Genomic DNA, 14,531 nt, shown 5'->3' with positions numbered 1-14,531 from the left:
ACTTTTTTTTACTTGGATAGAGCTTTTAAGATTAAGTTAATTTCCGCTGATGGTCATCCTGGCAATCCGCACAGTGGGCGCGCCACGTCCCACAAAAAAAGTCAAATCATTGGCGACTAGATCTATTGCTTCCAGGAAGTCAATGATATTTCCGGCAATCGCGACCCCCCGTACAGGCGTGGTGAGTTCTCCGTTTTCAATCCAGATCCCAGCAGCTCCTACAGAAAAATCTCCGGAAATGGGGTTGGCAGTATGCATTCCCATCACTTCAGTGACGTATAAACCTTTGGAGATGTCCTTCAACAGCTGTTCCTGCGTTACCTGGCCGGGCTTAATATAGAAATTAGTGGTTCCCACTTCCGGTGTACTCTTGAATGTACCCCGGATGCCGTTACCTGTGGATTCAACTCCTTCTTTCCTGGCAGTGTAGGTGTTATGCAGGTATCCTTGTAAGACCCCATTAGCAATCAAAGTAGTCTGCCTCGTAGCCACACCTTCGCCGTCAAAAGGTGAAGACATGATTGCACCTTCTAAAGCGCCGTCATCGATGATCGTAATTACATCTGAAGAAACTTTTTCACCTATTTTACCGGCAAATACCGACTTGCCCTTTTGGACTGCTTCGGCCGACAGGGCGGGCGCAAGCACCCCGAGAAAATTAGTGGCAACGTAGGGGTCCAGCACTACTGACGCTTTCTGAGTGCCTATTTCTTTGGCCCCGAGCATCCGGACAGCCTTTTGGGCTGCTTCCTTGCCTACCTTGGCCGGATCAAGATCTTTATAGCGCAAACTAAAAGTCAAACCAAACCCCGTCTGATTATCCCCGTTTTCTTCCGCTACAACATAAGCATAGGCGCCACAGTACGCTCCCTGATAAGTTTTTGTTATACCGTAAGAATTAAAGAGCGTAACAGTATACTCTGCATCCTGATAAGTACAGCTCTCGGTAATCTTCACCCTGGGATCGTAGGATCTTGCTTGCAATTCTATCTCTTTGGCCAAGGCAATTTTATCTTCAATAGCTGTTTTTGCTATTTGTTCGTCTAATAACTTCAGTTCCGGGTATTGTGAACTGGGTTTAGGCAAAACATTGTGCTCATCGGCATGGGATTTTTCCGCATTGGCAAGAGCCTGCCTCACAGTTTGCTCAATAGCCCGGTCGCTTAAATCGCTGCTGTAGGCAAACCCCATCCTCCCGTCTACAATCACCCGCATGCCCAAACCGTGTTCATCAGCCATTTTCAGCGCTTCAACCTGTTGATTGCTGATTTCTATACTCAACTCTTTACCGGTGGCGATATAAGCCTCAGACATGGATGCACCCAGTTGCTGAGCCTTTTCCACAGCCAGTTGGGCTTTTTGTTCATATTCACGTGCCATGACTTGCCCCCCTAATCCAATATTCCGCCTACAATTAGTTCCGGAATTCTAAGTGTTGGTTGTGCATCAGAAACCGGGACTCCTTGCCCGTCCTTGCCACACGTGCCGATGGCAAAACCTAAATCCCGGCCTACCGCATCGACTATTTTTAAAACTGCAGGGCCATTGCCGGTTAAAGTTGCCCCCCTTACAGGAACGGTAATTTTGCCGTCTTCAATTAAATAGCCTTCCGTAACGTCGAAAACAAAATCTCCGGTAGTAGTATTAACCTGGCCTCCACCCATTTTTTTCACAAACAAGCCTTTTTGGGTCTCGCGGATTATTTCCTCGGCATCAGTCTTCCCGGGAGCGATTAATGTGTTGGTCATTCGGGGTATGGGCCTATCCTGGTAGGATTCCCTCCGACCGTTTCCTGTCGATTTACGCCCCTCTTTTCGGGCGGTAAGGTAATCATACATGTATTCCTTGAGGATGCCATTTTCGATTAGAACTGTTTTTTCACCGGGGTTACCTTCATCATCAAACCGGAAGGAGCCGTATTTACCCGGGATAGTGGCATCATCTACAACAGTGACCAGTTCGGAGGCAACCTGCTTGCCTTTCTTTCCGGCATAAACTGAAAGTTTCTTTTGCACCAGATCAGCCTCTAAGCCATGACCGCAGGCTTCGTGTACCATAGTTCCACCCGCTTCACCGGCCATAACTACAGGCATCTTACCTGCCGGTGCAGGTTTGGCCTGGAGCATCAATACTGCCCGCTTGGCGGCCTGATTGGCCAGATCTTCAGGAGTGTTTTCTTCGAAATACTCAAACCCGGCGAAACCGCCGATAGCTTCATAACCTGTTTGGATTACGCCGCCCTCTGCCGCCACGGCGTTCACCACCAACCTGGTTCTCACCCGTTCATCTTCTACAAAGTTACCCAGAGAATTGGCTATAGTCACTTTTTGTACCACATCTCCGTAGCTTACCGTTACCTGCTTGATTTTATCATCCACAGCCCGGGCAACTTTATTGGCCTTCTGGACAACCGCAACCTTATCATCGATATGTACAGCTTCCGGCCTTTTTACGACGGGAAAATCCAGCTCCGGCTTGACGATTTGCAAATCCAAAGTGATGTCCTTTTGAGCCCCTTGTACGGCCCTCGATACAATGTCTGCAGCTTTAGTCAGTCCTTCCTTGCTGATATCATTAGTAAAAGCGTACAAGGTGTTTTCTCCGCTGATCACCCGGATGCCGGCACCCACGTCACTACCTGAGACAACCCTTTCGATCTTATCAGCTTCGCAGGCGATGCCGGTGGTTTGTTTTTGTTCCAAATAAACTTCAGCGAAATCACCGCCCCGCTGAAGAGCTATCTCCAAAACATGACTTAAATCTTTTTTCTCCAGCATACATTCACCTCTTTCAATGCTTTAAGCTTCCTTGTAGTATTATTCAAGCGCCGTTAAAATATTCCTGCAGGAAGAAAGCAATACACATTGCTCCTAATTAAAAGGCCCCTGTAACAGGGGCCGCGTCACAATAGTCTACTTAAAAAATTTAAAATCGGCCAAAGCAGCTATTACTTTATCGTATTCCCCCACCTGGATGTCCACTCTGTCTAACCTAATCTTTAGACGTTTGACCCCACGCACGTCAATTTTGACATAATATGGATAATCAGAGGGTTTGATAACGTGGCTTGTGTATTTCTCTATTTCATCACCGAAGATAGTCACCCTAAAACCATTGGAACTATTGCTGGTTTCGTCATCGACCCCCAGGAAACCCTCCATGGAACTATATTGACCTTTTAATTCCAGTACCGCCTCTGCCTGGCTTTCTCCGGCCAGTTCCACGGCCACTCCTCCGGCAAATTTCCTGCCGGCTATCATTAGATTGCGGGATTTTAATTCATAAAAAGGGCCTACATTGCGCAGTACAGTTAACTGACTTATGGGAGTAGCCTTTGGCCTGGACACTTTCTCATTTAATTCCCCGTCCGCAGGTTTTCCGATAAAGATGCTGGAAGTTTCTTCGTCCCAGGTAACCTCTTTGCCCAGCGCTTCACTGATTACCCTGATTGGCACCATTGCCACGCCTTTACCTTCAACGAGAAAAGGTTCCTCCGGCAAAGCGATTTGTTTACCGTCTACAAACAGTTTTATATTTTGATAGGTTACAGGAATCATCTTGGTTACTTTTCGCGCAGCGGCAAAACTTCCGGCAGTAAAAAAAGCAAGCAAACAAAAGCCCAGCAAAATTATCCTTAAAGACTTAATTATTTTTTGTTTAGACAAGACTTCCTACCCCTTTCTACCGCACAGGAAATTTGTAATCAATGGCTGGTCCCTTAGGGGTTTTTTCCCTTTGTTCTGTCCTACTTTCGTCCTGAGTTTCCTGTTCGGGCTCAACATGTACATCCCCTCCCTTAGAAGTACGCCCGTTTTGGTCAGGGATACCTTCCGGCTGCGGTTCACTCTCCTGGGAAGGAGATTCTTGTACGACCGGACTAAAAATGTTAAGCCTGCCTAAATGCCACTGCCCGTTTAATTGTGCAGTCTGCACATTTTTCATGCTATAGAAATTTAAAATGAAGTCCGCTTGAACCACTCCCTCATCCTCACCGGCGGAAATGTTTGGGTAGGCAACCTCCGCCACGCTGGGCATATTCTCCAAGCTTTGCATATATTCCAAAACGCTCAAATATGGTCCGCTAACTTTTAGCTTTAGAGGCAATATTAAATAATTGTCCTTGGCAATAACATCCTGGGGGTATACCCCTAAAAGCTGAACTTTATTAGCCTTCTCCCCCAGCTGTACCAATGGGGAGCCACTCTGAAGATCTAAAGCAAATCTGGCTTGCAAACCCTGCAGCTCCCTCTCCGCTTGTTCCTGACTGCGTAGCAGTTCCGGCAACCTTTTAATCAGCATCTGATAATCTTGCAATTCTGCTCTTTTTTGTTCCACACGTGACCGCAGTGCTTGGAAATGGGGTAGTTGATGAAGCCAAAACACCCGAAGCGCAAAAGTGAAACAAGCAACAACAGCTAATAGCACAATTAATTTTTTTTCCCGCGGTGAAAGCCTCTGCCACACTTCTTTCATCTTCCTTTTCCAACTGCCGCAACTATCTGGAAATTTATTACCGCCGTTTCCCCTTCCGTGCCGGATTCAGCTTGCGTGAGCTTGGCTGCTGTGAAATAGGGCAAGCGGTTCAATTCATGGACAAACACACCAAGTGCAGTGAGGTCCAATGATTTTCCTTGTAAAACTAATCTCCCTTCCCCGTCAACACTTAAAGACGTCAACCAGGTGTTTTGCGGCAATATATCATTAATTTCCAACAAGATTTGGCTCCATTCGGTTCTTTTCCGCAGAATCTCCTCAAGCTGCATTTTTTGCTTTTCCAAGGCAGCAATGGAATGTTGTGCTTCCCGTGCCTCTTTCATGCGAGGTTCCAGGGTTGCTAACTGACGATCAAGCTTTTGCTCTTGCACTTTTAAGGTAAAGCTAAACCCCAAAAAGAACAGATAAGCACTTATGACTGCGGTAACTACGGCAATAATTGCCACTTTGGGCAAGAGCCTCTGCCAATCAACGGGCAAATCCTGCCGCAATTCAACAGGCAGTAAATTGATCCGGGCCGCCATTTAATCCCCTACTCCTCTCATTGCCAGACCGCTGGCTACAGCAAAATCCGGCTCCAGTACTTTTCCTGAGTCAAGCAAATGTTTTAAAGGATGGCCTATTTCTACAGGAAGTTCCAGTTCCTGGCTGAGAAGGCGGTCTATCCCCGTCAAACGGGCAGTGCCTCCGGTCAAAATTAGCTTGGCAATATTTTTTCCATTGCTTTGGGTCCGCCAAAAATCAATAGAACGGCGCAACTCCTGAGCCAATTCCAACAAACTGTCCCGGATTATGACCTCCAGACCAGGGAACTCTGTTGCTTTCATTTCAGGACTTTTAATTTCAAAAACGTCACTTGCTTTTTCCTTCAATTCTTGGGCAGCGGCAACTTCCAAGTTAAATGAATTGGCAATAGCCTTGTTAATAGAGCGGCCCGCAGCGGCGATAGTCCTGGCAAAACTCACTTTTCCAGCCGAGATTACACTGAAAGTAGTCAATTCTGCCCCTATATCGGCTACCGCAATTTCCTGGGCATTGGTTTCCGCAAAAAAAAGAGCTCTTTGCAGGGCTAAAGGGATAATATCGATAGCCACCAAATCCAATCCGGCGGCACTGCATACTTCGTAATAACCCATAGCCACTTCCTTAGGTACGATAGCCAAAAGAATCAAAAGCTGTTTACCACTCTCGCCCCCGACCTGACCCAAGCTAGCAAAGTCAAGCACTAACTCTTGCTTGCCGAAAGGCAAGTATTTTTCAGCTTCCCAATGGACCGCTTGCTTCAGTTCTGAATCAGGCATTACAGGCAGTTTCAGGTGCCGGATTACAACCTTCCTGCCCCCAATAGCAGTGACTACCTGACGTCCCTGCCAGCCTTGGTGTTCAACAATTTCATTCAATTCTTTAACTACAGCTCCGGGATTACTAATTACCCCGTCAACTATAGCATCAGGAGGGGTAATTCGGCGATGAGAACTGACCAGTTGCAAGTTACGGCTATTGCCATGCAGTTCAACGGTTTTAATGCTGGTTGAACCGATATCGATGCCGATGGTGGGACGGATTTTATTAAAAAATTTTTTCCATGCACGCATGTAACCCCCTCCTTCCTGCAAATGTGTAAATCATCAGCCTCCGCACACAATTGATATTTTTTCATAGAGATATTGAGCAACTTATTGACTAACCATCCCTTCGGACCAACTTTGTTTGGTTATTTCCACTCCGCCCATGGACGGAGGGACAGGTGCCCCAGTGTTGTTGGAAGCGATGATTTCCGTATTATTGCCTATGGTCAAACCTCCGGCCCCAATAGCCCCTACAATAAAGCTATTATTACTTACAGTTAATTGACTATGGGAGAGAATGTAGCCTCGTAAACTGAAATTACCTAAAGTTATAGTACCATTGCTTATTATATAACCTACATTTGGAATATCTTCAGGTTTCTTAGGCTTACTATCGCTAGTGCCAATAGTCACACTTGATTCAGCAAGTATTTTGACGTTTTCCAGCAAGACGTTATTTCCAATGGTAATAGTCTTTCCCTGAATTGTAGCATTTTTCATTACTGAGTTGTTGCCTATATTAACACTTGTTTCGGCAAGTAATTTGACGTTTTCCAGCACTGCGCCGTTTCCAACGTTAATCGTCTTTCCCTGGACTGTGGAATTTCTAATTACAACGTTGTTGCTAATAGTGATGGAATCGGAAATTAAGTTGACATTATTCAGCTCCGTCTTCTGGCCGACCGATATACTACCGGAGCTCCCGGTTAGATCAAAAGTTATACCGCTATATTTATGATTCGTAGGCAAGGATAAATAAGTACATTCAATATATACCCCATTGAGTTCCAGGCCCTTGTCAAGAATAACGGTATCGGCTTGATAATATTTAGCTCCTGTTGCAAACTTATCAGCATCGTTCACATATCCATATACAACAGGAGTACCTAAATCACCTGGTTTTTGCCAAGCGGGAATTTCCTGTAACTCCGGAAATTCCGGTAAAGCCAAATCCTCATCAACAATCAACTTATCCTGATAAATAGGCGCAACCCATTGTTCCCGATTTGAATAAATCAGTCCGTCGATGTTAACGTTATTGCCTATCGTTATGCCAACCCCGGTGCTGATATCCCCGTCGATCTCAATGTTATTGCCTAAAGTAAACCAACCGTTTGAACCTTGAAAGGAGGTTATGGCGCTTTTAAGAGCGGACTGGGCAATAACTTTAACTTTTTCCGTTACAGTCCTTTTTGTTTCCCCCACTCTTCCCACTGAAGTCAAAGTAGCTATGTTTCCCGACCAGTCTAAATTAACAACTGCTGTGCCAGCCCCAATAGTTTTGTTAATTATTTCTCCCTCTGGCGCATCCGGGTTGTCCAGAAGCACACTAACCGCTTCTGCTATTCCTGCTTCCGCAATATAAAAAGCTTGTGTCGATTTGAGATGATTATTGGAAATTTTGCCCTCGCTGGTAGCCATAGATAAAACTCCAAGGCCAAGGGTCAGCACAATGAGCACTGCCATGATGGCAGCTATGAAAGCAGAACCTCTGGAATTATCAAGGTACATTATTCCGCTCCCGTTATCATTTATTTCTTAAAGCAAATGAATTTTTTAATACCAATGTTTTACCCTCAGGGCTTTTGGCAGCCAAGGTAACTTCAACAAAATAGTTTTCAATTTTTACTGTAAAGTCATCCAGATAACTGGCTAAAGGCTGGTTTTGGGTATCTTTCCATAACTGCTTGCCCCTTAATCCTGAGGGGCCGTAAATATTTTCACTTTCCAGACCGTATTTCACCGTTTTGCCGTAAACACTCAGTGTCAGCTGTTTTAAATTTTGATTAAATGCAGCCGACTGAGCTGCCCTTAAATCTCGTCCGATAGTTTCCATGGCAACCCGCATATGCTGTAATTGCTCCAGGCGTGAATCATATTTTTTAAACAACTGTAACCCCGAATCTAAAAGGCCGTATAAGGAAATTATGATCAAGCCAAATATGGTCATGGTTACCAGCAATTCCACAAAGGTCAACCCTTTTTCGTTTTGAATCACCTTCATGGGTATTCTACCACCTTTGTAGTCAAGCTAACTTTTTTTTGCTTCCCATGAAAAGTATATGAAACAGCAACCTGAATTTCCTGCAAATTTCCGGAAGGAACCCCAATATAAGTGCTGACAGTATACCCGTTTATTTGTTCGCTTTTGGCTTCCGGTGTTAAAAAAGCTTTGTTCTGGTAATAATCGGCCAGTAGCTCTTCCATCTTTCCTTGACTTAAATACAGTGCATGTAATTCCATTTCACCTTGTTGCTGTGATTTGACTGCGAAATCAAACATTGAAAACATTGGAATTAATGCCACGGACATAATTATAACCGCTATCATCAATTCAACGAGGGTAAAACCCCTTTCTTCTTTAAGTACTTGGCGGAACATCGCTGGTTCTCACCCTTCCAACTTGGTCAACAATTATATACATCCTGTCTCCTCTGCTGTTTTCCAGCCGAACATGTCCCGCATTAGCTGCGCCAAGAGTATTAAAGACAAGCATCTGATTTGCAAAGCTTGTATAAGCCAGGATAATTCCATCTTCCAAACGTTCGGTAGCATAAATTTCCGAAGGGGAAAACCTGATTGTATAAGAGTTTGGCAGAGCCAAGCTGTTATACCTGCGAAACAAAACAGTGACACTTTGCTCCCTGGAAATGGCTAATTGTTGAGCTTCACGCAAATGAACGGTCATAGTTCTGACCGCTGCTATCAGCCTCTGGCGGGCAACAACACTTTCCACAGCAGGTGAAGCCACAGTAGAGAACAAGCCAATCAAAACTACCACTATCATGATTTCCAGGAACGTGTACCCCTGTTCTTGTTTTACCGGGAAGCTAGACATCTTAATCGACCTCTTATAAGCCAATTCGACAACTTCTTAATTATTTCCTGCACTTCCGGAAAGCCAGGTAAATTTTGCCTTATAAGTTTGTAGCTGCTTTCATGTTAGTCTCAAGGAAGATAATACAAATTAGTTATAAAGCATTTAAATAGCAAGTTAAAATATTTCCGCCATACAGCATGGAAATCATTGCAGCAATGCTTAAAAAAACTCCAAAAGGCAGAGGGTCCTTCCTGCTTTTTTTGCCCAGAATTATTAACCAAATTCCTGTAACGGAAGCCAGCAAAGCGCCTAAAAAGAGGGTAAGCAGCACCCCTTGCCAGCCAAGGTAAAACCCCAGCAGGGCAGCCAGCTTGATGTCGCCGCCCCCCATGCCCCCTTTACTGAGCACAGCCAAAAGATAAAGTATGCTTCCCCCGGCCAAAAAGCCTAAGAAAATATCCTTCCAATCCAAATGCCGGAAAAAGATATGTAATCCCGCACCCAAAACAAAACCGGCAATAATTACCTTGTTGGGAATGAGGTAATGTTCCAGATCAGTGAAACCAACGACAACTAAAATAGAAGTTAATGTTAAATAAGGAATAAGTTCAGCTGATAAACCCTTAACAGCCAAGAGCGAAACAAACAGGGAACCTGTTAACAGCTCGACTATAAGATATTTGGGAGATACTGTTGCCCCGCAGTAGCGGCATCTGCCCCGTAACAGCAGCCAGCTAAGCACCGGCACCAAATCCCAGGGCTTAAGCCTCACTCCGCAGCTTTCGCAGCGGGAAGACGGTGCAACAATAGATTCGCCTCTGGGAATACGATTTATGCAGACGTTAAGGAAGCTGCCGATGATTAGGCCAAAGAAGAAGGTAAATAAATAAAGCATTTGACACCTCAAGTTAACTTAGCATATAGAGTAAGGCAGGGCTTTTGCCCTGCCGTAAATCATATATATATATATAATATACGTATATTATATATATATATAAGTTTATAAGTCTCTAGAATTTATATCACCAGCTTCTCCATTATCATCATCTTCATCTGATCCTTTGGAATATAAGTTATAACTTCCAGAGCTGATAGAATATACATAATCATTATCCCAAGGATCTTTTGGCAGTCGTTTAATATATTTACCTGTCACCAAATCATTAAGACTATTTGGGTAAAAGTTATTTTCAGCATAGTATACAGCCAAAGCACTTTCCAGAGTTCTAAGATCTGCTTTCGCCTTGCTCACCTTAGCCTTATCTGAGGAATTCGAAAAAGCCGGAACCGCAATGGCCGCTAAAATACCAATGATTACAACTACCACCATTAGCTCAATCAAAGTAAAGCCCTTCTCATCCTTCAGCAGCTTCCTAAACCATTTCAGCATGGTTTCACCTCCTTTCCCGGTTTCCCACTTAAATAGAACCAATAATCTTAAACATCGGCAACAGGATTGCCAAAATGATGAAACCAACTATACCGCCTAAAAAGAGGATCATCAGCGGTTCGATAATGCTGGAGAGCCTGCTGACCATGTTGTCCACTTCCCCGTCATAGAAGTCGCTGAGTTTCTCCAGCAAGCTGTCCAGCACCCCCGTTTCCTCCCCTATAGCGATCATTTGAATTACCATGGGAGGAAATACTCCGCATTCGGCCAGGGGCCCAGCCATACCCCCGCCATCCCTGATGTTGACCTGAGCCTTGCTAATTCCCTCAGCAACAACCCTGTTACCCGCAGTGCGCTTAACAACCTCAAGAGCCTGGAGAATAGGAACGCCACCTTTTAACAAAGTCCCTAATGTTCGGGCAAAGCGGGAAATGATCACCTTCTGGGTTAAAGCGCCCAATACAGGCGCTTTAAGGGTGAATTTATCCCAAACTGTTCTGCCCCGCTCGGTTGCTAAGCTTTTTTTTACTCCAACGGCAAAAAGTGTTATGGACAATAAGCCAAGATACCAGAAGGTGCGCAAGAAAGCGCTTATGCCCAGAATCACCTTGGTCAAAAAAGGCATTTCCACTCCTAAATTTGTTAAAATCCCTTGAAAGGCAGGTAAAACAAATGTTAAAAGAAAAATCACCGCCAATAATGCCACACATAGCACTACCACCGGATAAGTCATGGCAGACCTTACTTTTTCCCGCATAGCGTGCTCTTTTTCAAAATGAACAGCCAGTCTTGAGAGCACCTCGTCCAACACGCCGCCAACCTCCCCAGCCTCCACCATATTGACCATCAGGTCAGGGATTAACTTAGGATGGGCCCGGAAAGCATCAGCCAGGGTTTCGCCCTTTTGCAAATCCTGGGCAACCTGCCCTATTACCTGGCGCAATGTTCTGTTCTCTGTCTGCTCCTTTAAAATCAGCAATGAGGTTAAAACGGGCAAGCCGGCGTTAATCATGGTGGAAAACTGGCGGCAAAACACCGCCATATGCCGGCCCGGGATTTTTTCCTGTCTGATTGTCCGCCAGGTAATGGATGAGGCTCGCGCTTCGTGGATTGCAGTGATAAATAGTTTCTGCTCCCGGAGCCTCTCCACTGCGGCTTCCCTGTTCTCCGCCTCCAGGAGGCCTTTCACCTGCTGTCCCGATAAATCCCTGGCGCGGTAACTATAAGTTGGCACTACTAAACACTTCCTAAAGCTGAAGAGTACGCAAAAAGCCGGGTACCGGGTTACATGATTAAACCTTCGGCAGCCCGGCTACCATAGACTGTTTGTCTGTAGGTCCGCAGCTTTGCGTCCCTGCCTTTCGACAGGTTTGCCTAATATTTGGGGATCAACACATTATTTGGCTGTGCAGACTATATATTCGCCTTCATGTCTAAAATTCCTTTTTATGCCCGTACATTTTTTATTACAACCCTTTAGTCCAGCATTATATTCACGTTGGCTGGGTCGCTGCCGCGTAAGTATACCTCCTCGCGACCGATTATACCTGCCTGGTAAAGGTTTTTTAATGCCATATCCATTGTTTGCATCCCGTATTTCATTCCGGTCTGAATGCTGGAGTAAATCTGGTGGGTTTTCCCATCCCTGATCAGGTTGCGCACAGCCGGCGTAGCTATGAGTACCTCCACTGCAGCCACCCGCCCGGGACAGTCTACGCGCGGGAGCAGCTGCTGGGAGATAATTCCCTGGAGTGTTTCTGCCAGCTGCACCCGGACTTGGTACTGCTGGTGAGGCGGAAAAGCATCGATAATCCGGTCAATGGTCTGGGCAGCGCTTCCAGTATGTAATGTGGCAAAAACCAGGTGGCCCGTTTCGGCTGCGGTAAGGGCAGTAGCAATAGTTTCTAAATCGCGCATCTCCCCCACCATAATAACATCAGGGTCCTGGCGCAGCGCAGCCCTGAGGGCCGTAGCAAAGCTTTTGGAATCGGAACCGATTTCCCGCTGGTTTACTATGCTTTTTTTGTGCTGGTGCATGTACTCGATCGGGTCCTCCAAAGTGATAATATGGCAGCTGCGCTCAGAATTGATCCTGTCAACCATTGCCGCCAAGGTGGTGGATTTGCCGCTCCCGGTGGGCCCTGTTACCAGCACCAAGCCCTTATTCTTTTTGGTCAAGTCCACAAGTACGGCAGGCAGATTTAGCTCCTCTAGGGCAGGTACTTCAGCATTAATCAGTCTTAACACCATGCTGACGGTGCCCCGTTGGTAAAATGCATTCACCCGGAACCTTCCCAAACCGTGAACAGAGTAAGCAAAATCCAATTCTCCGTTTTGGGCCAAAATCTTAAACTTCTCTTCATCTAGAATTTCTTTTACTAACCCTTCGGTGTGTTCGGGCAATAAAATACCATAACTTTGCTGGGGCTGTAAATCGCCGTTAATCCGGAACACCGGCGGCTTTCCTACAGTCAAATGTACATCAGAAGCCTTAAACTTAACTGCCTGATTTAACAAATCATCAATGGGCATTTTTTCCCTCCTACCAGCTTGCCGTTTCGCTGTAAGCAACCCGCATTACTTCCTCCACTGTAGTCAGCCCGCACAACACTTTTTGTACGCCATCCTCCTTTAAAGTCACCATGCCCTGTTTTACCGCTTGCTGCTTAATAGTTTCCGCCGGCGCCTTTTCCATAATCAGCTCCCGAATTTCCCTGGTAACATGCAGTACCTCATGTATTGCCATGCGCCCTTTATAGCCCGTATTACCGCACTCCCGACAGCCAACGCCTTTAAAAATGGTCAAGTCTCCTTCCGGCTTTGCCAAAAACAGCCTTTCCGCCGCACCGGGTGGGACTTGATATGCCTTTTTACATTTTGGACAAATTACGCGCACTAACCGCTGGGCTACTACACCTGCCACAGAGGAAGCCACCAAAAATGGCTCCGCTCCAATATCAATCAGGCGCGGTAAGGCTCCGGCGGCATCGTTGGTGTGCAAAGTGCTGAACACTAAGTGACCGGTAGTTGCAGCCCGCACTGCAATATCAGCCGTTTCTCCGTCCCTGATTTCACCCACCATAATTACATCAGGATCTTGGCGAAGGATGGAACGCAAGCCGGTGGCAAATGTAAGCCCGGCTTTGGTATTGACCCCGATCTGGTTGATTCCTTCTAAAACATATTCAACCGGATCTTCAATTGTAACTATATTCTTTTCGGCAGTGTTGATTTCGTTTAGAGTAGCGTAGAGGGTTGTTGTCTTACCGCTCCCGGTGGGCCCGGTGACCAGGATCATGCCATAGGCAATATTGATTAGGTTAATGTACGCGTTCAACAGTTCCGGCCTAAATCCCAACTTGTTCAAACTTATTAACTGGCTGGATTTATCCAGAATACGCATGACAATTTTTTCACCGAAAATGGTTGGCAGAGAAGAAACCCGCAGGTCGATCTCCCTGCCTTCAACCTTAAGCTGTATCCGCCCATCCTGTGGGACCCTTTTTTCTGCAATATCCATCTCGGCCATAATTTTCACTCTGGAGACTATAGAGGCGGCGGAGTTTTTAGGCAGTGCCATGTTTTCGCGCAGCAAGCCGTCCACTCTAAACCTCACCCGCACCTTATCTTCCTGAGGCTCGAGATGAATGTCGCTGGCTCTTGTTTTTATAGCCTGCTGAATTATGGAGTTGACAACACGCACTACCGGTGCCTCGTTTCCGTCTGAGGCCCCTTCCCCTAACTGGACCAGTTCCGGTCTTTCCACCACTTGGCTTATTTCCAATTCCTGTAATACTTTATCAGCCAAATCCTGCAGCCCATAGTACTCTGCTAAAGCCCTGGTTATCTCCTCTTCAGTAGCAATAGCCGGCTCAATTTCATAACCGGTTGTAAGCCTGATATCATCAAGAGCCACCACGTTGAGAGGATCTACCATAGCCACCGTTAAATAACCATCATTCAGTTTAACGGGTATGGCATTATACCTTCTGGCTATGGACTCCGGCAACAACCTGACTACGTTTAACTCCAAGCTCAGCTCACTAAGTTTGATTTGCGGAATACCCAGCTGAAACTCCAAGACGTTAATAATATCCTGTTCCGTTACATACCCAAGGCTTACCAGCACCTGGCCTAACCTTTCGCCGGGCTTCTTAGACCGCAACGCTTGGTTCAACTGCTCCGCGGTAATCAGCTGGCTTTCCACCAATAGTTCGCCTAATTTCTTTCTGACCACCACAACTTCCGCCCACCTTGC

15 protein-coding genes and 1 riboswitch are annotated in these 14,531 nt (G+C 45.9%); all 15 genes read right to left on the bottom strand.

The window, feature by feature from the left end; translation table 11 throughout:
* Positions 1–36 precede the first annotated feature (36 nt).
* Entirely contained in the window at positions 37–1,380 is a 1,344-nt protein-coding gene (locus EYS13_RS03465) for a TldD/PmbA family protein (protein ID WP_227765963.1), read from the bottom strand.
* A gap of 11 nt (positions 1,381–1,391) precedes the next feature.
* Entirely contained in the window at positions 1,392–2,777 is a 1,386-nt protein-coding gene (locus EYS13_RS03460; RefSeq protein ID WP_227765962.1) for a TldD/PmbA family protein, read from the bottom strand.
* Positions 2,778–2,912: 135 nt separating this feature from the next.
* Positions 2,913–3,665, bottom strand: a complete 753-nt coding sequence (locus EYS13_RS03455) for an NPCBM/NEW2 domain-containing protein (protein ID WP_227765959.1) — start codon at positions 3,663–3,665, stop codon at positions 2,913–2,915.
* A gap of 16 nt (positions 3,666–3,681) precedes the next feature.
* Complete coding sequence (locus tag EYS13_RS03450; protein ID WP_227765957.1) at positions 3,682–4,473, bottom strand: type IV pilus inner membrane component PilO; 792 nt, start codon at positions 4,471–4,473, stop codon at positions 3,682–3,684.
* Complete coding sequence (locus EYS13_RS03445; protein ID WP_227765954.1) at positions 4,470–5,018, bottom strand: PilN domain-containing protein; 549 nt, start codon at positions 5,016–5,018, stop codon at positions 4,470–4,472. The genes EYS13_RS03450 and EYS13_RS03445 overlap by 4 nt, the downstream gene beginning before the upstream one ends.
* Positions 5,019–6,089: a type IV pilus assembly protein PilM gene (gene pilM / locus EYS13_RS03440; RefSeq protein WP_227765952.1), complete on the bottom strand. Its 1,071-nt coding sequence runs from the start codon at positions 6,087–6,089 to the stop codon at positions 5,019–5,021.
* An 81-nt stretch (positions 6,090–6,170) separates the two neighbouring features.
* Positions 6,171–7,574, bottom strand: a complete 1,404-nt coding sequence (locus tag EYS13_RS03435; protein ID WP_227765950.1) for a pilus assembly PilX family protein — start codon at positions 7,572–7,574, stop codon at positions 6,171–6,173.
* A gap of 16 nt (positions 7,575–7,590) precedes the next feature.
* Entirely contained in the window at positions 7,591–8,067 is a 477-nt protein-coding gene (locus EYS13_RS03430) for a PulJ/GspJ family protein (protein ID WP_227765947.1), read from the bottom strand.
* Positions 8,064–8,444, bottom strand: a complete 381-nt coding sequence (locus EYS13_RS03425) for a type IV pilus modification PilV family protein (RefSeq protein ID WP_227765945.1) — start codon at positions 8,442–8,444, stop codon at positions 8,064–8,066. The genes EYS13_RS03430 and EYS13_RS03425 overlap by 4 nt, the downstream gene beginning before the upstream one ends.
* The gene (locus EYS13_RS03420) at positions 8,425–8,901 is read right to left on the bottom strand and encodes a prepilin-type N-terminal cleavage/methylation domain-containing protein (protein ID WP_227765943.1); all 477 of its coding nucleotides are present in this window, start codon (positions 8,899–8,901) and stop codon (positions 8,425–8,427) included. Before EYS13_RS03420 ends, EYS13_RS03425 begins: the two co-directional genes overlap by 20 nt.
* Before the next feature lie 133 nt (positions 8,902–9,034).
* On the bottom strand, positions 9,035–9,778 hold the full coding sequence (locus EYS13_RS03415) for a prepilin peptidase (RefSeq protein ID WP_227765941.1): 744 nt from the start codon (positions 9,776–9,778) through the stop codon (positions 9,035–9,037).
* A gap of 105 nt (positions 9,779–9,883) precedes the next feature.
* A complete protein-coding gene (locus EYS13_RS03410; protein WP_227765939.1) occupies positions 9,884–10,273 on the bottom strand; it encodes a type II secretion system protein GspG in 390 nt (129 codons plus the stop codon).
* 28 nt (positions 10,274–10,301) lie between these two features.
* Positions 10,302–11,507, bottom strand: a complete 1,206-nt coding sequence (locus tag EYS13_RS03405; RefSeq protein ID WP_227765937.1) for a type II secretion system F family protein — start codon at positions 11,505–11,507, stop codon at positions 10,302–10,304.
* A gap of 65 nt (positions 11,508–11,572) precedes the next feature.
* Positions 11,573–11,658, bottom strand: a riboswitch (cyclic di-GMP riboswitch).
* Between the two features lie 91 nt (positions 11,659–11,749).
* Positions 11,750–12,805, bottom strand: coding sequence for a type IV pilus twitching motility protein PilT (locus EYS13_RS03400; RefSeq protein ID WP_227765935.1), 1,056 nt, complete (start codon positions 12,803–12,805; stop codon positions 11,750–11,752).
* Between the two features lie 10 nt (positions 12,806–12,815).
* Entirely contained in the window at positions 12,816–14,510 is a 1,695-nt protein-coding gene (gspE, locus tag EYS13_RS03395) for a type II secretion system ATPase GspE (protein WP_227765933.1), read from the bottom strand.
* Between the last annotated feature and the right edge of the window lie 21 nt (positions 14,511–14,531).

Source organism: Zhaonella formicivorans (assembly GCF_004353525.1).
GTDB lineage: Bacteria > Bacillota > DUOV01 > DUOV01 > Zhaonellaceae > Zhaonella > Zhaonella formicivorans.
Note: the sequence above shows the minus strand (reverse complement) of the source record. Positions and strands in the feature narration are given on the sequence as shown.